At 59.3% G+C, this 23,203-nt stretch carries 24 protein-coding genes and 1 riboswitch; of the genes, 11 read left to right on the forward strand and 13 right to left on the reverse strand.

All coding sequences use genetic code 11. From position 1 onward, the window contains the following. Positions 1-235 precede the first annotated feature (235 nt). Genes ASC96_RS00805 through ASC96_RS00815 form a run of 4 tightly spaced genes read right to left on the reverse strand, consistent with a single transcriptional unit; the run spans position 236 to position 3,749 of the window. Positions 236-775, reverse strand: a complete 540-nt coding sequence (locus ASC96_RS00805; RefSeq protein ID WP_244481785.1) for a hypothetical protein — start codon at positions 773-775, stop codon at positions 236-238. A 4-nt stretch (positions 776-779) separates the two neighbouring features. After that, positions 780-2,348, reverse strand: coding sequence for a hypothetical protein (locus tag ASC96_RS00810; RefSeq protein ID WP_060500433.1), 1,569 nt, complete (start codon positions 2,346-2,348; stop codon positions 780-782). Further along, complete coding sequence (locus ASC96_RS33150) at positions 2,302-2,535, reverse strand: hypothetical protein (protein ID WP_162246307.1); 234 nt, start codon at positions 2,533-2,535, stop codon at positions 2,302-2,304. The genes ASC96_RS00810 and ASC96_RS33150 overlap by 47 nt, the downstream gene beginning before the upstream one ends. Beyond that, complete coding sequence (locus ASC96_RS00815) at positions 2,532-3,749, reverse strand: dsDNA nuclease domain-containing protein (RefSeq protein ID WP_162246308.1); 1,218 nt, start codon at positions 3,747-3,749, stop codon at positions 2,532-2,534. The genes ASC96_RS33150 and ASC96_RS00815 overlap by 4 nt, the downstream gene beginning before the upstream one ends. Positions 3,750-3,973: 224 nt before the next feature. On the opposite strand from ASC96_RS00815, the gene ASC96_RS00820 reads away from it, so the two are divergent. The 8 genes from ASC96_RS00820 to ASC96_RS00850 all read left to right on the forward strand — a co-directional run bounded on the left by ASC96_RS00820 (position 3,974) and on the right by ASC96_RS00850 (position 9,582). After that, positions 3,974-5,299: a replication initiation protein gene (locus ASC96_RS00820; RefSeq protein WP_060500437.1), complete on the forward strand. Its 1,326-nt coding sequence runs from the start codon at positions 3,974-3,976 to the stop codon at positions 5,297-5,299. A gap of 212 nt (positions 5,300-5,511) precedes the next feature. Beyond that, complete coding sequence (locus ASC96_RS00825) at positions 5,512-6,054, forward strand: hypothetical protein (protein ID WP_060500439.1); 543 nt, start codon at positions 5,512-5,514, stop codon at positions 6,052-6,054. After that, entirely contained in the window at positions 6,047-6,490 is a 444-nt protein-coding gene (locus tag ASC96_RS00830) for a hypothetical protein (RefSeq protein WP_060500441.1), read from the forward strand. Before ASC96_RS00825 ends, ASC96_RS00830 begins: the two co-directional genes overlap by 8 nt. Then, a complete protein-coding gene (locus tag ASC96_RS32385) occupies positions 6,483-6,788 on the forward strand; it encodes a hypothetical protein (RefSeq protein WP_156397340.1) in 306 nt (101 codons plus the stop codon). Before ASC96_RS00830 ends, ASC96_RS32385 begins: the two co-directional genes overlap by 8 nt. After that, complete coding sequence (locus ASC96_RS00835; RefSeq protein ID WP_060500443.1) at positions 6,781-7,266, forward strand: hypothetical protein; 486 nt, start codon at positions 6,781-6,783, stop codon at positions 7,264-7,266. Before ASC96_RS32385 ends, ASC96_RS00835 begins: the two co-directional genes overlap by 8 nt. Continuing rightward, positions 7,263-7,763, forward strand: a complete 501-nt coding sequence (locus ASC96_RS00840) for a hypothetical protein (RefSeq protein WP_060500445.1) — start codon at positions 7,263-7,265, stop codon at positions 7,761-7,763. Before ASC96_RS00835 ends, ASC96_RS00840 begins: the two co-directional genes overlap by 4 nt. Further along, positions 7,763-9,040, forward strand: a complete 1,278-nt coding sequence (locus ASC96_RS00845; protein ID WP_060500447.1) for a hypothetical protein — start codon at positions 7,763-7,765, stop codon at positions 9,038-9,040. The genes ASC96_RS00840 and ASC96_RS00845 overlap by 1 nt, the downstream gene beginning before the upstream one ends. 29 nt (positions 9,041-9,069) lie before the next feature. Beyond that, on the forward strand, positions 9,070-9,582 hold the full coding sequence (locus ASC96_RS00850) for a hypothetical protein (RefSeq protein WP_156397342.1): 513 nt from the start codon (positions 9,070-9,072) through the stop codon (positions 9,580-9,582). Between the two features lie 29 nt (positions 9,583-9,611). Here the strand turns inward: ASC96_RS00850 and ASC96_RS00855 are convergent, their stop codons facing one another. From ASC96_RS00855 to ASC96_RS00875, 5 genes are all read right to left on the reverse strand, one after another. Beyond that, positions 9,612-11,165, reverse strand: coding sequence for a hypothetical protein (locus ASC96_RS00855; protein ID WP_060500450.1), 1,554 nt, complete (start codon positions 11,163-11,165; stop codon positions 9,612-9,614). A 642-nt stretch (positions 11,166-11,807) separates the two neighbouring features. Then, the gene (locus ASC96_RS00860; protein ID WP_060500452.1) at positions 11,808-12,263 is read right to left on the reverse strand and encodes a pseudoazurin; all 456 of its coding nucleotides are present in this window, start codon (positions 12,261-12,263) and stop codon (positions 11,808-11,810) included. Continuing rightward, positions 12,260-13,063 (reverse strand): ABC transporter ATP-binding protein, encoded by an 804-nt coding sequence (locus ASC96_RS00865; protein ID WP_060500454.1) that lies wholly within the window; start codon positions 13,061-13,063, stop codon positions 12,260-12,262. Before ASC96_RS00865 ends, ASC96_RS00860 begins: the two co-directional genes overlap by 4 nt. Beyond that, a complete protein-coding gene (locus ASC96_RS00870; protein ID WP_060500456.1) occupies positions 13,060-14,088 on the reverse strand; it encodes an iron ABC transporter permease in 1,029 nt (342 codons plus the stop codon). The genes ASC96_RS00865 and ASC96_RS00870 overlap by 4 nt, the downstream gene beginning before the upstream one ends. Next, positions 14,085-15,131: an ABC transporter substrate-binding protein gene (locus ASC96_RS00875; protein ID WP_082511884.1), complete on the reverse strand. Its 1,047-nt coding sequence runs from the start codon at positions 15,129-15,131 to the stop codon at positions 14,085-14,087. Before ASC96_RS00875 ends, ASC96_RS00870 begins: the two co-directional genes overlap by 4 nt. Before the next feature lie 222 nt (positions 15,132-15,353). Continuing rightward, positions 15,354-15,587, reverse strand: a riboswitch (cobalamin riboswitch). Positions 15,588-15,850: 263 nt separating this feature from the next. Here ASC96_RS00875 and ASC96_RS00880 point away from each other — a divergent pair. Together ASC96_RS00880 and ASC96_RS00885 are read left to right on the forward strand one after the other, a co-directional pair. Continuing rightward, positions 15,851-16,033 carry a hypothetical protein gene (locus tag ASC96_RS00880; RefSeq protein WP_060500458.1) on the forward strand — a complete coding sequence of 61 codons (183 nt, stop codon included), beginning with the start codon at positions 15,851-15,853 and terminating at the stop codon, positions 16,031-16,033. 103 nt (positions 16,034-16,136) lie between these two features. Then, positions 16,137-16,397, forward strand: a complete 261-nt coding sequence (locus ASC96_RS00885; protein ID WP_060500460.1) for a hypothetical protein — start codon at positions 16,137-16,139, stop codon at positions 16,395-16,397. Between the two features lie 14 nt (positions 16,398-16,411). Here the strand turns inward: ASC96_RS00885 and pdxA are convergent, their stop codons facing one another. The 4 genes from pdxA to ASC96_RS00905 all read right to left on the reverse strand — a co-directional run bounded on the left by pdxA (position 16,412) and on the right by ASC96_RS00905 (position 21,158). Beyond that, entirely contained in the window at positions 16,412-17,395 is a 984-nt protein-coding gene (gene pdxA / locus ASC96_RS00890) for a 4-hydroxythreonine-4-phosphate dehydrogenase PdxA (RefSeq protein ID WP_060500462.1), read from the reverse strand. A gap of 68 nt (positions 17,396-17,463) precedes the next feature. After that, positions 17,464-18,597 (reverse strand): iron-containing alcohol dehydrogenase, encoded by a 1,134-nt coding sequence (locus ASC96_RS00895; RefSeq protein ID WP_060501346.1) that lies wholly within the window; start codon positions 18,595-18,597, stop codon positions 17,464-17,466. Positions 18,598-19,036: 439 nt separating this feature from the next. After that, positions 19,037-20,239 (reverse strand): exo-alpha-sialidase, encoded by a 1,203-nt coding sequence (locus tag ASC96_RS00900; RefSeq protein WP_060500464.1) that lies wholly within the window; start codon positions 20,237-20,239, stop codon positions 19,037-19,039. Between the two features lie 13 nt (positions 20,240-20,252). After that, positions 20,253-21,158: a dihydrodipicolinate synthase family protein gene (locus ASC96_RS00905; RefSeq protein WP_060500466.1), complete on the reverse strand. Its 906-nt coding sequence runs from the start codon at positions 21,156-21,158 to the stop codon at positions 20,253-20,255. Positions 21,159-21,449: 291 nt separating this feature from the next. On the opposite strand from ASC96_RS00905, the gene ASC96_RS00910 reads away from it, so the two are divergent. Continuing rightward, positions 21,450-23,105: an ABC transporter substrate-binding protein gene (locus ASC96_RS00910; RefSeq protein ID WP_060500468.1), complete on the forward strand. Its 1,656-nt coding sequence runs from the start codon at positions 21,450-21,452 to the stop codon at positions 23,103-23,105. The last annotated feature ends 98 nt before the right edge of the window (positions 23,106-23,203 follow it).

Consider the following 23,203-nt stretch of genomic DNA (forward strand, 5'->3'; position numbering starts at 1 on the left):
CCAGCTCCCGTAATACCAAAACCAGATACTTCAAAAGCGCTGTCTCGCAACGATCGGCGAAACGGCACCGATGCTCCGACAGGTGGCTTTCACCTATGCACTTATAGGCGCTCAGGTAAGCGCCCCTTCAGCTAAAAGGCGGTGCTGATTTCCTTCGGGGTGCGTGTGCCTACTCATGCATGGCCCAGTTCCGGTTCTCGTCGTTCCTGCGATTAGCTGCCTCCGACGGTAGCCCTTAACCTGATCTCCGGCGGACGCCGTCGGTTCCCGTCCAAGTAAAGGAGTATTCGTACCCGGTCGACTTGCCGCTGTTGCTGGCGAAGCGCCGCAGGTCTTTCCAAACGTCGATGCCGGCAAGCGTCAGCTTTGCCGGTCCGGGCCCGGCATTCTTGTAGAATATCCGGTTCGTTAGGTGTTGATCGTGGAAGTCGCTTTCGCGCACGAGGCTGACGTCCTCTACGCAATCGTTGCGGCGCTTACGTTCGCGGATCTCCTCGCGCAGCAGCTCGGCGCCGTGGACGTAGGCTTCGGCTTCCGGGGCATTCGAAGGAGACTTGCTCTTCTGCATTGGAAGTATTCTGTCTTTGTATGCTTGCAGGATGGCAGCGGCGGCGTCTGGTCCGACTACCGTGACAAGATCGAAGAGGCTGTCGCTGCGGGGATGGAGGTCACGCTTCAGTTCCTCGGACAGGAGATTGCCTGCAAGGACGAGCTTGTATGCTTTGCGCGGCGCCACGCCAGGAAGGCAGCGGAGAAAGTCTGTGAGTGATCGCACGGTTTCAATCCATCGCGAGTATCTTCTGGAAGAACGGATCGAAGACGGCCTTCACTCGGTCGAATTCGTTTTCGCGAAGGACCTGTCGCTTGGCTTCGCCGTAGGTGGCGATGGTGACACCTTCGAACTCGAGGCCCGAAGCGTCTTCGGTCGCCACGATAGTCTGGGCTTCGCCGGGAACGTGATCAAAAATGAACTTCACCATCTGGGGAAGATGGACCTTGTCCTGCCCTTGCTGGTTCGGAGAGTCGATCACGACGGGGAACCTGACGTTCGTCGTGAAAGCCATCTTGGTGTGGAGGAAGGCGTAGTAATACGCGAGAAGCGCTCGTGGGCCCTCGCTTCCCCGCGCCACGTTGATAGAAACGATGGACTGCTTGTCCGGATCGTCGAGGTGGACGTCCAGTTCCTGCGAGTACATCGAAAGCCGGGTGCGATAGAACTTTCTGATCTCCGACGTGCGCGTTCTGTCCGTGAACTCGTTCATCGAGGAGCGAAGGCCGTCGGCCCTGGTGCGGGAGCCGTCGGCCGCGACGATCTTCTCGTTCAACGACACCCGAAGGAGCTTGGCGGCCTCGGTCTTGCCAGCCGCGACGAGCACGTCGTTGAGCGAAAGCGACTGCTTCCGGGTGTCGAGGATCTTCTGGACGCGTGCAATGCTTGTGCTGATCGCATCGAGCTTGCCGCGCTCGGCTCGTTCCTTTTCGACCAGTCTCTCCAGCTTTGACTGGGCGTCGGTCAGGGCCTTGGACAGGACCCCCTCGTCCGCGATCAGCGCGAATCTTTCCGCAAGGGAATTCTGGTACTCGTGACCACAGGTCGGGCACTCAACCTGCCGCGGCAACGAGGACGCAAGTTCGAACTCGCCCCGCATTTCGTTGAGAGCATTCTTAAGAAGCACCGCCTCAGCCCTGACGAGATGGGATTCCTCGTGCAGGTCGGATACCGTCCGGCGATGTTCCGCCTGCAGTACGAGAAGCCGTTCGCTCTCCGCGACGAGGTCGTCGCACTCGCTTGCGAATTCCTGCAGGTCGTAGGTCGGCGTAGTGCCTTCGATTTCCTCGATCTGGGTCATCGCCTGGCGGAGCGTCTCGACGGCGGTCTCCAGGCTGGAGAGTACGATCTTCTCCTTGGTCAGTTCGGCCTTGGCGGCGTAGTAGCCGTCCGGTCGTATGCCGGAATGATAATCGGCCAGTGTTGCCGCGCTTTCGGGCAGGTAGAAGTCCTTGCGGAAGGAAACCCAGGTGTTGTCCCAGCTTCCGTCCTGGTCGATGTAGAACGGTGCGAACAGATACGCGGGCGGCGGCGTCAGGGTTTCTCCGTCCTTGTCCACCATCTCCAGCTTGAAGCCGAAGAACTCGGCTAGCTTCGGCCCCCAGTCCTTGACCAGGCGCTGGCCCCAGAACCGCCTGACGCCCTTGTCGTCGAAGAGCGAGTGGACTCCGTGCGCCTTGACCGAGAACCAGGTCTCGCCCGCGAATTCGAATTCGAGACAGCTTGCGACGTTGGCGCTCTTCCAGCGGTCGTCAATCTTGTTCGGCGTCGCCCCCAGAGCCTCGTACAGGCTCTTCATTATGACTGACTTTCCAAAGCCGTTTGCGCCTTGGATCAACAGCTTTTGCGAGTGCAATGGTACGTGCAACGCTCTCTTTTCGACTTGCGACAACAGGAAGAGATTTTTGAACTTTACCGTTGGCATTGCTGCTCTCGCTCAGTTTTCGAAGGACGCGTCGCAGTCTCGTCGTGTCGTCTTCTGTCATGTCATGGCTTCCATCAGTTCGACGATCATCGCGGACTGGAGATCGTAGAGCTCGGACGCGGGCTCCACGAGACCGTGGCCCTTCAAAGCTACAGCCGCCTCGAGCACGCTGTCCATGCCGCTGACCGCAGTTTTGCTGATGGCGTCGCCGATCGCCTTGTTCAGCTTGGCAGCAGTTCTGTCGCCTGCCCGACGAGCGTCCACGTAGGACATGCACCTGATCTTGATGCGCTGGATCTGCATCGCGCGCACCCCGGCGGCAGCAAGTTCGTCATTCACGGCCGGCCACCATTCGACCAGATTTTTTGACCTGCTTTGAACCCGGACGATCAGACGGCTGATCGCCTCTCGATCGAGGGCGACGCGCCTGCGCAGTTCCTCGACCGTCGCCGACTTCGTCTTGTTGCCGGTGCACTCGCCCGCCGCGGAAAGGAGGGCCGTATAGAAGGGGCTGGAGACCGCTACGAAATCCGGGTCGAGTTCTTCCAGCATCGTGACGATCCTACCGAGCACCGTGGAGCGATAGCTTTCGAGGTCGAACGGCACGCGCTGGAACGTGAGGAGCGTCGTGTCGGTCTTGTCGAAGCCGGTGGGGAAGTCCGCCTCAAGCGACTTGATCAGGGTGTCCTGATCGGCGGAGCAGAGATCTGCAACGGAAAGTTCGCCATCGTGCAAGTCGGACTTGGTAGCCGTCGCTAGGGTAGCGCTCAGCGGCCGATTGGATAAAATTGACGCCCGTCGAATTTCCGGCCCGAACTGCGCGACATTGTAGTAGGCCTTGCCGACGATGGATTTCGGCAGCTCGCCCTGTGGGCTTCGCCTGGCGAGCCGCTTTGGCGTCCATGTGAGTTCGCTGCTCGATTTCACTTGGTAGAAGGATAGTTCGGAGTCCTCGGCCTCCCCGACGAATACGACGAGGTCGTCGTGATGATCGAACAAAGCGACGAATTCCTTGCCCTGACTGAAGAGGTCGAGAACCAGCGCCATCGACACGTTCACCTGGTAATCAAACGCCCTGAAAGCCGACGAGCCCGCGGTCTCGCGAGGCTGTTTCGATGCGACCGTCTTTAGTGTGGGCTTTGGCAAGGAGCTCGTTCCGGAAGGGTTTGAATCTTTTACTGCTTGATGCAGAAAATGGAAGTGGAAGTTGCAATCTATACGATGATTGCAAGTCGTGACCTCGCCCGGATGGCGACGATCGCGCTGCTTGGTCACCGTTGCCGCCATCGACGGATACTGGAAGACGAGTTACAACTCACATGTACTCTTATAATATCCGCGGCGAAAAGCGAAGTTCAATCCAGATCCCATCTACTCTCGTCAACTTCTTTGAGCCACGTCTTGTCAGATAATTGGCGGGTCTGAGGCACTTTTTGTCAGCTTCCGCTTGATTCATTGCGCCGATGCTCTGACCATTGAGATGTAGACAGGAGACCGACATGCCCGCACCAACGTTCAAGAACTTCATTCGCCGCGCCGACAGGTCTATACCCCTGACAGGAGCAACGCGATGCGGAGTTCACGGCGATCTGAAATCCTTGCTGGAGCCGAGATCCGACCGGGCAGCTTGCGTGGCCGTCGATATGCCGGGAGCGATGATCAAGACCATCAAATACTTGAGCGCATCGCGAGGAGAGTCGCCGGCTCAGGGAATGGGCACGAAAGCCCATGCCATGTATGAATTCCTGATGGCTTTCGCCCGGAAGGATCTAGGCCGGCAAACGACCTTCGCCGTTCCCTTTGCCGATGTGAAGAAGTTTCTCCAAGTCGATAGGATGGATCGCATTCGCGAGTACATGACCGCTATAGGAAATACGTGGGTCTCGTACGATTTCACGGATAAGGATGGCGTACAGAAGATCGATCGGGCGTTTCCGTTGTTGCAGTGCGCGGAAGAGGTCGGTGCAAATGGCAAGCGACACATCCGCTATTCGATGCATACTGATGTCCGGGCGGTCATCCTGGCAGCCAAATCATATACTTGGAAAGAGATTGCTCCCTTTTCGAAATTTCAATGCAAGTATGCGCCGCGGCTCTATCCGATCCTGGCGTACCGCGCAGGCATGAGCTTCGAGAAACCAGCACCGTTGATTATTAACACTGAGGAGCTGGCCTCTCAGCTCGGCTGGAATTTTGAGCCCGGCAAACTCAAATATTCCCACTTCGAATCACGCTGTCTACTACCGGCACTCAAGGATATTGCGGATCATGTCAAGCGGTTCCGGGTGCTCGGGTACACACCAATCCACGGCTCTATGAGAGGCCGCCCCATCATCAAGATTTCGTTCACCGTCTCGCAGGCTGAACGACCGCTCGAGCAGCGGCAAAAGATGCACACCACCGCTGCGGAGAAGCGCATCCTTCAGGCGTTGATGGAGCGGCGCGGCTTGAGTATGCAGACCGAGGTTCCGGCAATCGACACGCTCGCGCGCGCTGCCACCGTCCTCGAAACCTCGACGATAGCGGTCGCGCAACGCTGGGCGGAGGTGCTTGAGCGTGCTCGCGAGGTGCCGGCTCTTGCCTTCAGCTCCAAGGGAGACGGGATAGACGGTGATATTTTGCAACTCTTGAAATCTCGTGGAGTCGGAGCTGCATTCGAGCTTTGGCTCACCGATCCCGAACCGTGTGACCCGCTTGCCGCGATCGGGATCAATGACGGGTCGATGAAGTGGATGCAAGACGTGGAAAAGTTCGTTGAGGGCATGGTGAAACCAAGGGTGGACGATCTGAACGAATATTTGGCATCGATCCTTGATGCTGCTTGATAGCACTCATTTCTGAGCGAGACCGATCGCGCTCAGTTAACCCTGCCGGCGCCTTTTCTGACCGGCAGGGGCTCCCATTCCCTCCGGGTCCTGATACCTAGGATTCCGAACAAGGACACCATCTCGATGACGCAGGTACTCCGAATAGCCATAGCTGCCTGATCCGCCTCCGCGCGGAGCCGCTCGCTCATGTCTATCATCGGAGTCTCGCCATGCCGTACGTCCACAAGTTCTATATCGCCGACACCCACTTCAACCACGACAACATCTTGACCATGCAGCCGCGGCCGTTCTCGTCGATCGCCGAACACGACGAGGCGATGATCGACCGCTGGAACGCCATCGTCGGCGATGACGATGTCGTCTATCACCTCGGCGACTTCGCGATGGGCCTGAACAACCCCGAGCGCATCCGGAACATCTTCTCCCGCCTCCATGGCCGCAAATTCCTCATCTTCGGCAACCACGACGTTCGCCGCGGCGGTGACCTCCATCCGACGATCCTAGATCTCGATTGGGCTGCGCGGCCGGAAGCCCTGATGTTCGTTCGCGACGAAGGCCAGCACGTCGTGCTGGCGCATTACGCACAGCGAGCATGGCAAGGACACCTGAAAGGCCACTGGCACTTTTACGGCCACGCGCACGGCCGGCTCGAATCCTTGGGCCGATCTCGCGATGTCGGTGTCGATGTGCCTGATGTCGATTACACACCGCGCACGTTCCGTGAACTCACGAAAGGAATGCTCGATGTCTGACCGCTTCCCCCTCCGCCCCGACGACATCTGGTACGCTGCCATGCGCGGCCGCTACGGCGATGCCGTCCCCGATATCGACGCTCTGCAGTTCCGCTGCGGCCTGCAGGTGCACGTCGGCGACATGTTTGAGAAACTCCACGCTCTCGGTCTCATCGACAACGTCAATATTCTGAGTGTTGTCACGCGGAACGCGGGCTTCGTAGTCATTGATGCGCGGCTCGCGGATTGTCTGCCAGAGATCGACCGTGCCGCGCTCGAGTTCGCGTTGGCAGGCGTACGCGGTGACCTTTCCGAATCTTGCGAACATTGCGGGCGTCCCGGAGAAATTGTCGCGAAGACCGGGATGGAAGCGTTGCTCGACGATCCGGATGCCGCGCTCGGCGACCGCTTTCTCTGCGCCGAGTGCTACAACGACTGGAGCCATCGTGATGTCTGACCGACTTCCCTTCGGCTGGTTCGATCTCGTGCACGACCTCCGTCATGCGCTCCACCGCGACCACCCCGAAGCCCGCGTCACAGCCATGACTGCCGGCCGCGGCTGGCTTCATGTCGCCCTGGACGACAGTCAGCTCGGCCCCGCCGAACAGGCTGCTTGTGGCCGCCTAGTGCAAGGTTTTGTCACCCAGTCTCTATCGACCTGCATGTCATGTGGGTCTGGACACGGTAGGGATCGCGGAGAACGGCGCGTGGTGACGTGTGACGGCTGTGAAAAGGAGACCTGGTGCGATGCATGACGAATACCCCCGCATCAAGAAGGACGACCTGCAGGCTGACTATCCGGGTGTCTTTGATGCCGCGCTCTACACCGATGTCGGTGTCGGATGGCTCGGCCTCGTGCACGCGTTCGTCGAGGAGGCGCTGCCGCACGACCCGAGCCTCGCCGTCTACGAAATTAAGGAAAAGTGGGGCCAGATGCGGCTTTGGACCGACACCCCCGTTCTCGAAGCTAAGCTCGCTCGGGGCAAGGTCGAGATCAAATCCGCGCTCGTCTGCGAGGTCTGCGGCGAACCCGGCTATGTGCGCCGCCCGCCGCCCGGCCGCATGGCATGGTGGCGCTGCCGGTGTGACGAGCATGCAAGCGACGACCAGCGGTCCTGGCCGCGGCGAGATTACGGCGCACTCGGTGGAATGATGCAGGTGCGCGGTCAGTGGTATCGATATGATGAGGCCGCTGACGCGATGATCGAGACCAAAACTCCGGAATTCCGATGACCCCACCCCAACGCCGGTTCGGCCTACCGCCGCCGCAGATTCACGTCGAATCCTTGGATCGCACTGACCTCGTGATCGCCGGTCTCATCCGCTGCCGCGAACTAGAGACGGCTCTCGACCCCCACGGCTTCGACGACGACGAGACCGTCCGCCGTATCGGATGGCATCTGGCGAGCAGGACCGGCACCGATTTCCGGATCGGGCGGAGGCTGCTCCAGCTCCTGTCGCCGGACGGCTATCTGATTCCTCCGCCGGAATTCCGGTTGGCTCGGGTGACGGAGCCGACGGAGCTTGAAATGTTTCAGGCTCCGATTGTCACGCCGTATCGCATTGAACTCTGGCAAAGCGGCAGCACTCCGGCGGAGTGGCGTGTGAACGGCTCCGTCTATCACAAGTACTGGGAGCCGCGCATCTGGAGCCGGTTGCGGTATCTCGACAGGCCGTGGGGAAGGGCGCTCACGGACGACGGCTGGGTTCGGCTAGGAAGGAGAATCTAATGACGGAAGATCGCAAGGCAGAGCTGGCTAAAATGTGCTGTCTCGAAATCCGGAGGGCGGTGACGCTCGCGCAGATGTCTATGGCAGATTACGGCTATCATCTCGCGATGCCGGTCTTCGACATCGAGTTTCAGTCGATGCTCGACAGACTCGAAGACAAGCCGTTTACCGAGCACGACATCCCGATTCTCATTGAACTCGTGATGGAAGATCTGTGGCCGCGTCTGCGGGCGGCGGCCAGGAGTTCGCGCGAGTACATGTGGGAATACCTCATCGAAAAGAACTCGTCCGTGATCGTCCGTAACGCCGAATTCGACATGGACACGGGCTGGGCTTCTCTTGTGTCCGATGCCGCCGAGCGCATGGCAAGCTATCCGGAAGCGTGGAAAGTCAGGCTCGACGGCGGCAAGGAGAAGTTCGGCTGCTTGGTCTTGCACGTGTCCTTCGCGATCAAGGAACGCGGCGCGACGTCCGAGATCAAGCGCATGCGCGAGGAGTTCCGGCTACGGTCTCTGGCCACCTGTGACATCTGCGGAGAGAACGGCCGGCTGCGTTTGGGAGGCTACGCGAAGACCGTCTGCGACAAGCACGCGGCGGTCTTCGAAGGGTTCCGTGAAGACGACGGCCAGTGGGCGGATCCGTGGCGCTGGCAGGAGAAGGAGACCGGGATGTCGGCGATCGGCCTCGACGAGCTCGTGCCGACGACTGCTATCTCGCGTCAGATCGCGGGCGACATCCGGGAGAACTACGGTCGCAAGGCCGATCTGCTCGTCGAGTTCGTCGGTCGAATGGAGACCGCTGTGGTCGCCGCGATGTCCGTCGCCGACGATGACGTGGACTTTTGGATGCAGACGGAAGTCGGACGATGGGAGAGCGCGCAACCGTTCTCGGACGGCGACCGTGGATTTCTGTTGCCATATCTGCGGAGCCTTGCGATCGACGAACGCGGACGGCGGGATCGGCTGCGGGATGGGGAGGAATCTCTTCAGCGATTCCTCGACGACAACCCCGGCCTCGCGGGTGAAGCCGCCGCGGTCGTCGGTCGGGAGCGCGAACTGCTCAATGCGTATGCCGGTGACCTTGCGGATTCGGCGCGGGCTCGGGTAGTCAAAGCCGAATCCCTCGACGGATACATCCGTGAAGAGGTCGCGCTGTGGCCGGATGTCGGAGAGCTGTCCGAGAGCGACCGTGACTGGCTGCGGCACTGGCTCCGGCGGATGATCGATGCGGAGGCTGAGCGGATCAAGAAGCGAGTAGCCGGCCGCGAAATCGATTGATGTCGGTATTCCCGACAAAGGAGCCTACAATGACGGAAATTATCGTCGCCATCGGCTGGCGGCATATCCTCGACGAGGCCGTTGCAGAAACATCGCGGCTGCCGCCCGAATGGTGCTTCGAGATCGCATCGGCGAAGACTGTCGACGGCGTGCTAAAGCTCTCGGCTACTTATGTTTCGGGCGATGTTCCGCTCGACGACCACTTGCCTGCCGACAGGAAGCTGCCGCATCCGTTCCGCGCAATGATGCGGATCCGGGAGAGCGCCCGCCAGAAATCGATTCAGACGTGTGAGTGCTGTGGTCGGGCAGGAGCGATGATCGGTGCCGGTCCCGACGTGACGGTGCGGTGCGCGGCGCATGAGGATGTTGTCGATGCGATGGGGTGGCAGCCGCCCGAGGGAGCGATGTTCGAAAGCGATGAAGAGGCGATGGCGCACTTCTTGAGCGACTTCGGCGACGGCTTGGATGCGATGCAGGAGATGGCCCGGAACGGTGATGACGACGAGCGGACTGAAACTGACACCCAGTGTCTGCGGAGATGAATCCGTCGGGCACTGGGATAGGGCAGGAATCACTCGGCGGCTTCGCGGATGGCTGATTTCGCGACCTTCTGGCGATCGTATTCGTCGAGAACGACGTCGGTCCAGATCTTCATCGCTTCCTTTTTCAGCTTGATATACTGGCTGCCGCCATAGGCCATCTTGGTGATCCGGGCGGTGCGAAGGCGTTGGAAATCTTCTCGCTCGCGCTCGGATGCCGTCACCGCGAGGGCCCCCTTTTCGTGGATGTCGTGCGCCAAGATCACAGTCGCTCCGCCGGGCAGACCGTGTTCATCAAGAACCTTGGTGATCGTTCTCCGGAGATCGTGCAGGCTCCACCACGAGATTCCAGCCTCGGCGAGCATATCACGCTTAGGCTCTAGCGGCTTGGGTACCTTTTTGCCCTTCAGCTCACCGCGCGGCTTGTGTGGCTTGTCGCGACCAGCCAGCCTGTAAAGGATATGGTAAACTCCCGACGCTGTAGCATGCACTCCTTGTGCTTGTTCAGAAGGAAAGGCCCAGTCATGCCCCTCAGCGTCGGCATACTTGCCTTGCTTGATAAGCGCACTAACATGCGACCATGCGCGGTCCGGGATCGGCAAAACGTGCGCCATTCCGGCCTTCATGATGTCCTCTGCCCAAACCGCGAGAAGGAACTCGTTCGATTCTGGGTCCGTGACTACATCATGAGCGAGCAATGACATACCTGCATCAGCGCGCTGACACGTCAGGACTAGCCACCAGAGACCTGCCAGTGTTCCAGGGTTCACTCCTGACTTATCAACCGCACGGCCTGGCAGTCGTTTATCGAGGTACTCCTCAGCAATGATCATCGTCTTCACGACAGCCTCGACATCGGGGCGGCGGGTGCGCGGCTTGATTTCATAAGGTGCGCTCAAGAACATCCACCACGAATCCACCTTTTCGAGACCGCTCTGCCCCGCGTGGTTTCGAGCGCAGTAGGTATAGACTGCACGCGTATAGGTGATCACCTTCGTCGCAGGGGACGCGCCAACATTTTTTTTAACCCAGTCCCGAACAGACTCAATATCGCCGCGGGTGACCAGCACAGCCGGCTTGTCCAAGATCTTCTGAAAGCATTCCCGTCCGAACGTTCCGCGGTAGTCTTTTACCGTGTTGGCTGTGATCCTGTTCTTTGCGTCAGAGGCGGTCTTTCCGGCAATCGTCTGCTCGACGCACTCGCGAAGCGTCCAAGTGTCAGCCGTTTTGTGGACGGCCTTCAACGCTTGCGTCTTAGTCTGTCCTGACCAGTGCGCGTCCAGGAAGGGACCGACCTTATCTGGATCGTCTTTGAGCAGTTTGATGACGGTTTCGGCAAGAGCGCGGACTGTCTTCATGGCAGTCATGATCCGCTCACTCTTTGCGTGGGCGTAACCGATAGTTGGAGACTTATCTTGCCAGCGGGCAACCCATGAAGCCCGCTTGCCCTGCACCATCAATCGGAGGCCTGTCGTCTTTGCATCTGTGAAGACGAAGATCTTGCCATCTGGGGTCTTGCCCGACATGGCCATCTCGATTGCCCGGTTAACCTCCGCGTCACCGATGATCAGCTTCTCAGTCGCCATGCCGTCCACGCCTCACTCTATACCGTTGTCAAAACCTATACCGTTTCTATACCGCTGGCAAATCCGTTGACAAGAATAGGAGCGGCCTAGTCCAACTTGGGGCGCTGGACGCTTCAAAGGAATGCAATTGTTGACAAATGTCTGATTTTATTAATCTTTATATAGGAGAGGCAACGCGGTCTCGACACTTGTCAACAAACTTGGAAATGGGCTATGGATGAGACATTAGGATTGAAAATCCGCGTGTCGGTGGTTCAAATCCGCCTCCGGGCACCATTCACTTGCTGAAAACGCCAAGTCTTTGGAAACCCGTTGATCCCGCTTACGCTGGCAACACGTTAATGAACGTCCAAAATACCTCTGCAAAACTGCGTTTTTCCTTCAAGGCCTTGCTTCGGAAAAATCGAGCCTCGTCTGTCTGTACCCGACTGACAGGAGAACTGTGACATCTATCCGATGCCACAGCAGATCCTACTATATCGTCAGCGGATTTTCGCAGGCCGGGTGCGGATTGCGCCGGACATGCGTCAAACTCGGCTCTGCAGGTATGCAACGCCAGAGATCATCATCGAAGGTTTTCAAGCGCGCGCGCCAATAGTCCTGGTCTCCACCTTGAGGCCCGAGTTTGACCGGGAGCGATACTCACCTCAAAGCCGCCTTCGCGTCGATCTCCGCGAATATGGCATCGAATCGTGACCGGGCGCGGGCTGGGACCTCCAATGCCCGGATAGCGCTGGTGAGTTCGGCTTCACCCACCTTGATCAGCATGATCATGCCCATGGCGAAATGCGGTGAGCACTTGATGCCGTAAAAACCTGCTTGGTCGAAGGTAACCTCGATCTCCTCGTTGATCTTGCCCTTGAAGCCGGCATAACCCTCCGGAACCATGCCATCGATCGACGCGGCATTATGGCTCTTGTTGGTGGCAATGAACTTGACCCGATCACCGGGCTTCAACTCGATGTAGTCGGGCTCGAAAACCATCGACCCCTTCTCTCCGCGATTGCGCATCTTGACCTCGAACGTCTCGGCCAAAGCGGGGAGCGAGGTCGAGAACAGGAGAGTTGCCGCAATAAGGGTTCTTGTGATTGAGATCATGATATTCTCCGGATGGACTGCTGGACAGGAACGGACGTGCCCGGCGCGCGATAGCGGATATGGCACCCGGTTTCCCCCTCATGTTCGATGTCGGCATCCACGCCGAACACGCGCTTGATACAGTGTGCATCCAGAACCTCGCGCGGGCTGCCGAGTGCCGCCAGACTGCCCCTCTCCATGACGGCGATGCGATCACAGAACATGGCCGCATGGTTGAGATCATGCAGGGCCGCGACCACGGTAAGGTTCTGCTCGCGCACGAGATGCAGCAGGCCGATCTGATGGCCTATATCGAGGTGGTTTGTCGGCTCGTCGAGCAGCAGGATGGAGGGCTGCTGGGCGAGCGCCCTGGCAATGTGCAATCTTTGACGTTCACCGCCCGAAAGCGTATGCCACCATCGCCCGGCAAAGCCTTCCATATCGACATTGCGGATCGCCTCGTCGACGATTGCATCATCACTCTTCGACCAGGGTGATAGCGGGCCGAGATGCGGGGTCCGGCCAAGCTCGACGGCCTGGCGCGCAGTGATGCGCTCAGCGGTTTCGGCCTGCTGCTCGACAAGTGCTATCCGCTTGGCGATCTCCCGGCGGCCAATCGAATGGATTGGCTGACCGTCCAGCAAGACGGTGCCCGAGTGGGGCTTGCGGATCCCCGACAGCAAAGACATCAGGCTGGTCTTGCCCGAACCGTTGGGGCCGACAATACCGAGAAACTCGCCGGGGACGACATCCAAAGACACGTCATGAAGAATGGTGGCACCACCGGCCGACCACGAAACGTTTTGCGCGGAAAGGTTCACGCCGGCGCCCTCCTGCGGCTGAGGATCAAGGCGAAGGCTGGGGCGCCAAAGAGCGCGGTGATGACGCCGATCGGCAGGACCTGCCCCGGTATGATGACCCGCGATATGATATCGGCAGCGATCATGAAGACGGCGCCGATGAGGGCAGATGCAGGGATAAGCAATCCATGCCGCACGCCAACGACCATCCGGGCAGCATGCGGGATCACCAGCCCTATGAAACCGATCGAGCCGACAATGCTGACCATGACCGCCGTCATCAGTGCCGACACGCCGATCAGGATGGCGTAGACGCGGCGGACATGAATGCCCAAAGAGGCGGCCGATTCCGAGCCGAAGGTGAAGGCGTCAAGCGCGCGCGCCTGCCAGAGGCAGACCGCAAGGCCGATCACGGCGACGGGAAGCGCAAGCGAGACGTCAGTCCAGCGGACACCGGAAAGGTTTCCAAGCAGCCAGAACATGATACCGCGGGCCTGCTCCGCATTGGCCGCCTTCGTGACAATGAAGGACGTCAGCGCATTGAAGAGCTGCGAACCGGCAACACCGGCCAGAATGATCGCGCTGGTGCCCCGTCCGGCGCGCAAGGCGAGCAGGCTGACGAGGCCAAAGGCGATCAGAGCTCCGGCGAATGCGCCTGCAGGCATCGTCAGAAAACCCGCTCCGAAGCCGAGAATTGCCACGCCGACCGCGCCGGTCGAAGCCCCGGCGGAAATGCCGAGAATATAGGGATCAGCCAATGGGTTCCGGAGCAGCGCCTGCAACACGACACCGGAAACCGCCAAGGCCGAACCGCAGCAAGCGGCGACAACGGCGCGGCTCATCCGGTAGTTCCAGACAATACCCTGATCGAGCGGATCGAGCGGATAGCCCGCGTTCCAGAGCCGATTGGCCACGGTCTTGGCGACGATGTCCATGGGAATGGCAGTCTCGCCGATCGCCGCGCCCAGCCAGAGCGCTGCGACCAGAACGACAAGCGCCAGCAGGATGGCGCTTGTCTTTGAGAGGGAAGAGGTGATGGCGATCACTTGTTGAGGCCGGATGCGGCGATCGCGTCAGCGAGCACCTCGATGCCCTCGATAGTGCGGATCGTCGGGTTCATCGCCTGGGCGTCCATGACCACCACGTGCCCCTCCTTGACGGCAGGCATCAGGCTGGCAACGGGATCGGTCGTCAGGAATTCCTGCTTGACCGCGATGTCATCGGCCGGAAAGCGGCGGCGGTCCAACGCGCCCGCCACGATGATGGTCGGGTTTGACTTGGCAATCGTTTCCCAGCCGACCGTCGGCCATTCCTCTTCGCTGTCGATGACGTTCTTGATACCGAGTGTGCGGAGAATATAGCCCGGCGCACCATTCCTGCCCGCGACATAAGGGTCGATGTCCTTCTCGGCGCTTGAGAACCAGAACACGGCAGAGAGCTTGTCGTTGGCGGTGGTGATCTTTTTGCGAGCCGCCTCTTCGCGCGCCTTGAGATCGGCGATGACCTTCGCGCCCTGGTCCTGAACGTCGTAGATTTTCGCGAGTTCGGCGATTTCCTGATAGATCAGGTCCATGGTGAAGACACCTTTGCGGACACCGTCGCCACCGCTCGAATTGTCCTTGCCGACACAATCCGATGGCGAGACATAGACGGGGATGGCCAATTCCTCAAACTGCTGCGGCGTACCAACGACGCCTTCTGGGCCAATCATCCACTCGAACTGGGCTGTCACCAGATCGGGTTTCTTGCCGATGACGCTCTCGAAGCTTGGATCATTATCCGCCAACCGTTCGACCTTGGCATTGATCTCCTCGTACCCTTTCAGAACAGGGCCGATCCACAGCGCCGTGCCGACCATTTTTTCGTGAACGCCGAGCAAGTAAAGGATTTCGGTGGTGCCTTGTCCGATTGAAACAGCGCGTTCTGGAGCCTGATTGACGGTAACCTCACGGCCGCAATTGTGGAATGTCAGCGGATACTGGGTCTTCTCGGCAAAGGCCTGCGTCGATGCAAGGGCCGCAAGAACTGCGGCATTGGCCAGCACGACCAGCGATTTGCCGATATGCCGGGATGTTTTGGAAATGAACATTTAGTCCTCCGGATGAATCACGCCTCTGGACGGATTCTGTGAGGGCAAAGACGTCGTGGCGAACAACACCAAACACGGCATGTTCGCTGCCGAAGCCTTTCAGCCCGCGATGAAACAGATGCCGCGTGGTGGGAAATCCGGGAGAATACGTATGAATACGCTGTTAGGCCGGCAGGAAACCGTCATCAAATTCTCCTGTTCAGGGCATCCCCGCCCGTGACGTTGGATCGATCTTTTGACGGCAGGTCTCCTGGCTTACGGATATCTGCATCTCATCTGCCTTCCCGGGAGTTCTCCCAGTGGCATGACGCATTTTCGCGTCACGAGGATGAGCGGCAATCCGCTTACAGTTGCGGGGGCAGCCACGGTCTAGGTCCCTGCTGGGTCGTCCTCACCGTGTTCCCTATTAATCCCCTCGGAGTCATCGCTCGGGGAACCGTCGGCGGCGAGTTAGCATCAGGCATCAAGGCGCGTCAAGGCGAAACAGATGGCGTCTTGCGCTTTACGGTTGATTCTCGATTTGCTCTCAAAACCGGCTGACTGAAGCTTGGCCGACGAAGCTTCTTCCCCAAAACCAAGCGCCTCAGGCCGAGTTTATCAGTCCATTGACTCTTGCTTGAAAATGGAACATAAAGTGAACAAATGAGGCAATGCAGGCCGGCAGGCATCGTATCCTTGCTTGGCAGGATCACTCCACCGGATAACCGTTGAGGTAAGACATGAGCCATGTTGATGAAATTACGGCGCGGACACAGGCGGTTCTGGCGCGGTCGAGGGCATTCCGGGAGCGTTCGCAGGCGATGCGGGAAGAGCACAAGGCTCTGATCGAGCGCGCCTCGATCAAGTCGGGCCAGCTTCATTTCGTCTTTCCCGCGTCAAACCAGGACAGACCCAAGCACTAGGAAACCAACTCAGCGCCAGACCTTCCGCCGCGAACGGCCACGCTTGAATGTGCCGCCAATACCGCTACATTCTTTCGATGAATGCCCTCGCGGAGTAGACCCGATGAAACCTCTCATTTTCCTGAGTGTAGCCGCGCTGATGCTGGCCTCGTGCACCGCGCCGGATGTCGAGCCGATCCCGGGCAGTATCACTTATGGCGGCCAGCCGCGCACGAAGCTGACGAAATCACCGGTCGGCAGTGTCGTGCACAATTCGTTCCGCACCGTGACCGGCGTTGCCTACGAAACCTATATCATCCAGCCGGATCGCTCGCTGAAGCTGATCCGCCGCGAAATCCGCAGCGACTTTTTCGATCAGAATTGAGCTCCGGCGCCGCTTCAAGCCGCGGGTGCAGCTCTTGGCGACCGCGCCACCAACCGCGCATAGTCGATTGCCGATAGCATATTGACGTGATTGGCCTTTCCCGTACCCGCGATGTCGAAGGCCGTGCCGTGGTCGACCGACACCCGGTCGATCGGCAGGCCGAGCGAGACGTTGACGGCGGTCTCGAAGGCAACCAGCTTGATCGGGATATGTCCCTGGTCGTGGTATTGCGCGACGACGAGATCGAAGGCGCCGCCATAGGCGCGGGCATAGACTGTATCGGCGGAAATCGGGCCGACCACATCGATGCCCTTGGCCTGCGCCAGTTCAACTGCAGGCGCCAGGAATTTCGTGTCCTCATCGCCGAACAAGCCGCCCTCGCCGCAATGCGGATTGATGCCGGCGACGGCGATACGCGCCTTTTTGCCAAGACGCAGAAAATGGCGGTGCCCCGCCTCGATCGTCGCCAGCACACGCTCGACAGTCGCCCGTTCGATGGCGGTGCGCAGCGAAACGTGTGTCGAGACGTGGATGGTGTTCAGGCGCTCGGATGCCAGAAGCATGAAGGAGCTTTTCGATCCGGTCAGATGCGCCAAAAGGCCGGTATGGCCGTCGAAATGATGGCCGGCGAGGTTCATTGCTTCCTTGTTGATCGGCGCGGTGACGATGCAATCGACTGCGCCGGACATGGCCAGCTCAACCGCGCGCTTGATGTAACGTACGGACGCATCCCCAGCGACCGGGCTCACCTTGCCGATCGCAGGCAGGCTGCCATCAATCGCAACTTCATCGACGGCGATCGTGCCTGCGGCGGGCGTGGCGGAAAAATGCAATTCCGTTCCCGTTACCCTGTTGGCCCGTTCCAGCGCCTCGACATTACCGACGATGACGAAATTCGCCCTGTCGGCTTCGGGCAGCGCGGCCAGCGCCTTAACGATGACTTCAGGCCCGACGCCGGCCGGATCTCCCAGCGTAACGGCTACGCGCGATGTGCTCATGTTCAGTCCTCCGTGCGGCGCAGCGGCCGTTCCTGCGCTCCGGCTTGGCCGCGGCAGGCCTGTTCCAGTCAATAGGCGGCTTGATAGATCGAAAGAATGTCGGCGCGCTCAAGATCGCGCGGATTGTTGTCCAGCAGGCGGCGGATGGCAAAGGCATCATCAGCCATGACACCGAGATCCGTTTCCGGTACGCCCAAGGCCGAGAGCCGCATCTCGATACCGAGTCCCGCGCAGAAACCGGATGTGGCGTCAAAAACAGAAGCCTGATCCGCACCAGCCTTGAGATTGAGTGCCGCAATCACCTGCGCCGTCTTGTCCACGACGGCCGGAGCGTTGAAAGCCAGCACGTGCGGGAAGATCAGGGCATTGGCGGCGCCATGCGCCACATGCCAGCGCGTGCCGAGCGGATAGGCAAGCGCATGGCCACCGGCAGTATTGACCGGGCCCAGACAGAAACCGCCATAGAGCGACGCAAGCGACAGGCCCGCCCGCGCCTCGGCGTCAGAACCATCAGCAACGGCGCGAGCGAGATAACGGCCGACGAGACGCACGCCCTCTATCGCATAAAGGTCGATCATCGGATGCGCCTTGCGATTGGTAAAAGCCTCGACACAATGGGCCATGGCATCGACGCCGGTTGCAGCAGTCGTCGCAGCAGGCACCGTGAAGGTCAGACCGGGATCGATGACTGCAATGTCGGCGAGCATATGGATGCTCTCGACGGCAAGCTTGGCCTGCGTTGCCGGATCGGTGACCAGGGCGCGAATACCCGCTTCGCTGCCGGTTCCGGATGTGGTCGGCACCTGCGCCAACCCGGCACGGCGGCGCGCAGCCACCTTGCCCGCACCAACGACGTCGCGCAGCGTCTGGGTAGAGCCCGACAGCACTGACACAAGCTTGGCGAGGTCCATGGCGCTACCGCCGCCGAAACCGACGATCAGATCGGCCTGCGCAGCATTGGCTGCCGCAAGCACCAGATCGAGATTGTCCGCATCCGGCTCAGGCTTCACCTGTGAGAAAACAGTGACATCTCCCGGCAACTCAAGCAAATCGACACGGGATGCGTTGAACGCATCGGATATGACGAGAATGCGCGCGAAGCCCTGACTTCTGGCCCAGCTTCCAAGCTTTGCAGCCACACCGACGCCAAACTCTATGATCTCCGGCCGGATAATCGTGATGGGAGCACTCAAGCTGGTCATGGACATGTCCTCGTTGTTTTCGTCGCCAGATCCATCGAGGACCGCAACCAACATGTAAATTTGTTACATATAACCGCTATACATGGCAAGCACCAAGCTGCAGCGAGACCGCATTTTATCTCCATCCATATGCATTTTCCGAATTCAGGATGGTGCACGACAGAGAAAAAACTGCTGTTTTTATTGGGATATTATCGTTTAACTCATAAGATTCTTCGCCAAGCGCGACAAATCTTGTAGCGGGAGGGGAGCATGTCAAAACGGATGAGAGATCTTGTAAACAGACGTACGAATTCCGTGTCAACCGCCGCGGAATTCGTCAAACAGATACATACTTGTCAAAATTCTACCTGGGTGGTGCCCGATTTTTCACAGTTGTAAAAACCTCTTTTTCGTCTGCAACCCGGATGCGCCGCGCGTTAACCACTGCAACAGGGCCTCAAAAACCGTATCCGGGCTCCAGCCGCACATATTTGATCGCCCGGCGATAATAGGTGTAGGCGATATGGAGCGCGCCATCCGGCCCCTCGACAATCGATGGATAGGAATATTCGCGGTTGAGGGCATCCTTGGAATTGTTGGTGAGACAATAACCATCGCCGGTTTCCAGATAATCCGGGATACCAAAGGTCTCTCCACCATCACCAGAAAAAACAAGGCTCATCGGCGCACGAGGCACACCCCAGATCGCCCTCGGCCGGCCATCGGCGGCAGATACCGTCTCAGCTGGCACGGCCTGCGCCCCCTCCTCCGCCTCGATCTCGTCATACAGAGAATGGCGCCGGTCACTCGATGTCAAAGCATTGGAATGATTATAGATCAGCGCGATTCGGCCATCCTTGAGGGCCGCCGCCTGGATCGATGAATTGTTGTTGGGCAGCCCGGTTTCCGCCGGTGCGCTCCAGGTGATGCCATCGTCATCGGAATGGCTACACAGGATCTGCGCGGCAAACCGGTTGCGGAAAAAGGCGACCATTCGTCCATCACCGCGCGGGACGATATTCATGTGGACAGCCCCGACACTGTCAGGCAGGTCGATCATATCCCAGCTGGCTCCAGCATCACGGGAGATCAGAACGGCGGCGGTATCGGCATCACCGGTCCAGCGCTGGCCGGGCTCGCCAATGCAACGGAAAACAGGCAACAACCAATCGCCCCTCGCGGTGACGATAATCGGCTGGCGCACGAATGTGCCGGGATGATCGCAGAGAATCTCGACGGGACCGAATGTGCGCCCGCCATCAGTGGAGACCCGCCGTTTGACGACAGCACCATCCTGGTTTCCGGAGGTCTGCGACGTGAAGATCAGCCAGATATCGCCATCCGGAGCCGTGAAAATCAGCGGGTTCTGCTCGGACTTCTGCGGATCATCCGACATTTTTTCAGGTTGCGACCAGGCGTTAGAACCTGGCTTCAGCCGCGACATGTAGATCGAGATATCGCCCATGCCCTCCATGGTGCCACCGAACCAGACGCAGGTCAGAGTACCATCGGCGAGATAGGCCAGATTGGCGGCGTGGTTCTGCACACAGGGCGACGGCAGGAAGGCGTCAAAACGATGCTGCCGGGCGCCATGCGGACCAACAAGGCCGTTCATAAGCGGCGGAATTTCCTCATGCTTCAAACCCGAACCGGCTGTCATGACACAATCCTCTTTACGGCAGCTGCGCAAACTTGACCGCGAGATCAGCCTGATCTGCAGCACTCAAAGCCATCAGCGGCGGACGCGGGCGTGCCCAAGCGGAGTTGCCGTTCTTCAGTCCGACCATCGCCTTGATTGTCGGGATCTGGACATAAGAATTGGACAGTGAGCGATAGGCATTAATGCGCGCCTGCGCTGCCTCGACATCGGCTGCGCGTGCCGGATCCTTGGCATGGTCGTAAACGGTACGCAGGGAGTTTGCGACCAGGTTGGACGTTGCAGTGATGCACCCCGCCCCGCCGGCCTTGATCAGCGGCAAGAGCAGTGGATCAGCACCTGCAAGCACGGAAAAACCCGGGAATGCGGCAAGAAGCGCTTCCATATTGGCGAAATCACCAGCGGAATCCTTGATGCCGACCACCGTATCCGGGAAGGCTTCGATCAGCCGGCCGATCAGCGGCAAGCTGAGCGGAACGCCGGATACCTGGGGAATGTGGTAGAGCACGACCTGCAGCCGGTCATCGGCGATCGCTTCGATGATCCGCGCATAGGCGGCAAAAAGGCCCTCGTCCGAAACACCCTTGTAATAGAAGGGCGGCAGCATGACGACGCGGGTGACGCCAACGGACAGCGCATGCCGCGTCAGTTCAACAGTCTCGGGAATGGCGGCAACGCCGGTACCCGGCATCAACTGATCGCCGGATATCCCGACCTTCAGCGCCGCTTCCAGGATATCGCGGCGCTCGGCGGACGAAAACGAATTGGCTTCACCGGTCGTACCCAGCAAGGCCACACCGTGACACCCTTCACTCAAGAGCCGCTGGCAATGGGCCGTGAAAAGACCAAGATCCGGCGTGTCGTCAGCATTGAGCGGCGTCGTGGCGGCGCTGTAGACGCCGGTAATCCTGTGAATCGTCATTTTTGCAAATTCCTCCGCGGCGCCGCGCCATCCCGTGACTGCAGCCCTCCCGCTTTTTCCTCAACCATGACAACTTGTCAAGAAAAAATCCGGGTTAAAAATTTCAACGCAAAATTATCATATTGAAAAATATGTATTTTATTTTTGATTCCTTACATCAATCGAATATGACTCGGAATTAATGTTGACATATTTACAATAAAAATCCAATGTCCGGCCTCATCATGGCGCGGCAGACTGTCCGGAACCGGCAGAAGGAGGGCGCGATGACAGCATCTATTGGAGGATCAGATGTCTAATCAGAACAAGGAAGGCGGCTCGTCGCAGCCGCAGATGACGCGCCGCAACGCCTTGAAACTCGGCCTCGGCACCAGTGTGGCGCTTGGCCTGTTCGGCCTGAATGCCCGGATCGTCATGGCCCAGGAAGGCCAGGTACTCAAGGTCGCAAACCCGGCCTTCAACCAGGATTGGTCACCATTGCGCGGCGGTGGCGTGCCGTATCGCTGGAATTCCGCCTGGTGGGCGTCGCCGATGTATTTCGACTCGAAGGGCGAACTGCACCCTTACGTCTTTACAAGCTGGGAGCCGGATGCCGACAGCAAGACATGGACCTTCAAGATCGATCCGAAGGCCGTTTTCTCGGATGGCAGCAAGATCACCGCTGAAGACGTCAAGGGTTCCTGGAATGTCTCAGCCATGCCGAACACCAAGAACCAGCGCGCCGACCAGGTCTTGAGCAAGGTTGCAGGCTATGCCGATGTCAGCGCCGGCAAGGCCAAGGAAATTTCCGGTATCGCAACGCCGGACGAAGGTACAGTCGTCGTCACCCTGTCGGAATCCGACCCGATCTTCTTCATGCGTCTCGGCAACCATATCGCGCCGATCACCAAGGCCTCGCAATCTCGAGGCGAAGATGGCGAGGAAATCACCGACTGGTACATGCCTGATAGCAGCGCCGTCTATTCCGGTCCCTTCAAGCTGACCAGCATCGATCTCGATGCCGGCAAACTGGTGTTCGAGCCCAACGAAAACTTCTTCGGTCCGAAGCCGAAGCTCGCCCGTATCGAGATCGACTCGATCGAAGACAACGTCACCGCGACATCGCTCCTGAAGTCCGGCGAATACAATGCCCATACGGAACTGGTCACCTCGACCATCATCCAGGACCTCGGCGCGAGCTTTGCCGAAGGCCCGCTGATCCCGACCAGCCAGCATTTCTGGTTCAACTCGGCGCGCGCGCCGATGGACGATCCGAAAGTCCGCCAGGCGCTGATTATGGCCGTCGACCGCGATGGCCTGATGAAGGCGTCCTTCCCGGATGGCCCGCACAAGAAAACCGACCAGGTCATCAACTCCGTTCCCGGCGCCGACAATTCCGGCTTCGAGCCTTATCCCTACGACCCGGAAGGCGCCAAGAAGCTGCTGGCCGAATCCAGCTATGGTGGCCCGGAACGTCTTCCCAAGCTGCTCTTCGTCGGCGTTTCCGGTCCCGCCATCGAGGCTGCCGCCCAGTTCATCGCCGAGCAATGGCGCCAGAACCTCGGCATCACCGCCGTCGATATGAAGCCGCAGCAGGATGCCTATGCAGGGCCTGACCAGAATGCGGTGCAGATCTTCCGCGACGACGTCGGCACCCGTGTTCCCGATGCGGTGTCCTATCTCGCCGGTTCCATCGCCTCGACTTCGTCGAACGCGCAGAACAAGCTTGGCGGCTACAAGAACGACAAGGTCGACAGCCTGCTGGCGGAAGCCGCCACCAAGTCAGTGGACGATCCGCAGCGTGTGGCTCTGGCGCTAGAAGCCCAGAAGGCCTTCCGCGAAGACTGGAGCTTCATCCCCTGGTACGCGCAGGCGATGTCGCGCTGGGCGACCGACAAGGTCACCGGCATGGACAAGAACCTCGACTGGCAGGTTGTTGCCCCCTGGGACATTTCGGTCGCTGGCTAAGGCGCCGCGCTGACACCTTATTCTGTGCGGAGGCGGAAACCGTTTCCGCACAGATTGCGAATGCTGGAGTATGATTGCGGCGCTTGACCCCGCAGGGC

Origin of the sequence: Rhizobium sp. Root1204, from assembly GCF_001424965.1 — a bacterium.
GTDB lineage: Bacteria > Pseudomonadota > Alphaproteobacteria > Rhizobiales > Rhizobiaceae > Pararhizobium.

Excerpts from the sequence above, each read along its gene's own strand:
- ASC96_RS00875 (WP_082511884.1), bottom strand. The coding sequence starts at position 15,131 with ATGTTCATTTCCAAAACATCCCGGCATATCGGCAAATCGCTGGTCGTG.
- ASC96_RS00830 (WP_060500441.1), top strand. The coding sequence starts at position 6,047 with ATGTCTGACCGCTTCCCCCTCCGCCCCGACGACATCTGGTACGCTGCC.
- ASC96_RS00820 (WP_060500437.1), top strand. The coding sequence starts at position 3,974 with ATGCCCGCACCAACGTTCAAGAACTTCATTCGCCGCGCCGACAGGTCT.
- ASC96_RS00895 (WP_060501346.1), bottom strand. The coding sequence starts at position 18,597 with ATGACCAGCTTGAGTGCTCCCATCACGATTATCCGGCCGGAGATCATA.
- ASC96_RS00885 (WP_060500460.1), top strand. The coding sequence starts at position 16,137 with ATGAAACCTCTCATTTTCCTGAGTGTAGCCGCGCTGATGCTGGCCTCG.
- ASC96_RS00835 (WP_060500443.1), top strand. The coding sequence starts at position 6,781 with ATGCATGACGAATACCCCCGCATCAAGAAGGACGACCTGCAGGCTGAC.
- ASC96_RS00855 (WP_060500450.1), bottom strand. The coding sequence starts at position 11,165 with ATGGCGACTGAGAAGCTGATCATCGGTGACGCGGAGGTTAACCGGGCA.
- ASC96_RS00900 (WP_060500464.1), bottom strand. The coding sequence starts at position 20,239 with ATGACAGCCGGTTCGGGTTTGAAGCATGAGGAAATTCCGCCGCTTATG.
- ASC96_RS00840 (WP_060500445.1), top strand. The coding sequence starts at position 7,263 with ATGACCCCACCCCAACGCCGGTTCGGCCTACCGCCGCCGCAGATTCAC.
- ASC96_RS00850 (WP_156397342.1), top strand. The coding sequence starts at position 9,070 with ATGACGGAAATTATCGTCGCCATCGGCTGGCGGCATATCCTCGACGAG.
- ASC96_RS33150 (WP_162246307.1), bottom strand. The coding sequence starts at position 2,535 with ATGACAGAAGACGACACGACGAGACTGCGACGCGTCCTTCGAAAACTG.
- ASC96_RS00905 (WP_060500466.1), bottom strand. The coding sequence starts at position 21,158 with ATGACGATTCACAGGATTACCGGCGTCTACAGCGCCGCCACGACGCCG.
- pdxA (WP_060500462.1), bottom strand. The coding sequence starts at position 17,395 with ATGAGCACATCGCGCGTAGCCGTTACGCTGGGAGATCCGGCCGGCGTC.
- ASC96_RS00860 (WP_060500452.1), bottom strand. The coding sequence starts at position 12,263 with ATGATCTCAATCACAAGAACCCTTATTGCGGCAACTCTCCTGTTCTCG.
- ASC96_RS00845 (WP_060500447.1), top strand. The coding sequence starts at position 7,763 with ATGACGGAAGATCGCAAGGCAGAGCTGGCTAAAATGTGCTGTCTCGAA.
- ASC96_RS00810 (WP_060500433.1), bottom strand. The coding sequence starts at position 2,348 with ATGAAGAGCCTGTACGAGGCTCTGGGGGCGACGCCGAACAAGATTGAC.
- ASC96_RS32385 (WP_156397340.1), top strand. The coding sequence starts at position 6,483 with ATGTCTGACCGACTTCCCTTCGGCTGGTTCGATCTCGTGCACGACCTC.
- ASC96_RS00880 (WP_060500458.1), top strand. The coding sequence starts at position 15,851 with ATGAGCCATGTTGATGAAATTACGGCGCGGACACAGGCGGTTCTGGCG.
- ASC96_RS00825 (WP_060500439.1), top strand. The coding sequence starts at position 5,512 with ATGCCGTACGTCCACAAGTTCTATATCGCCGACACCCACTTCAACCAC.
- ASC96_RS00910 (WP_060500468.1), top strand. The coding sequence starts at position 21,450 with ATGTCTAATCAGAACAAGGAAGGCGGCTCGTCGCAGCCGCAGATGACG.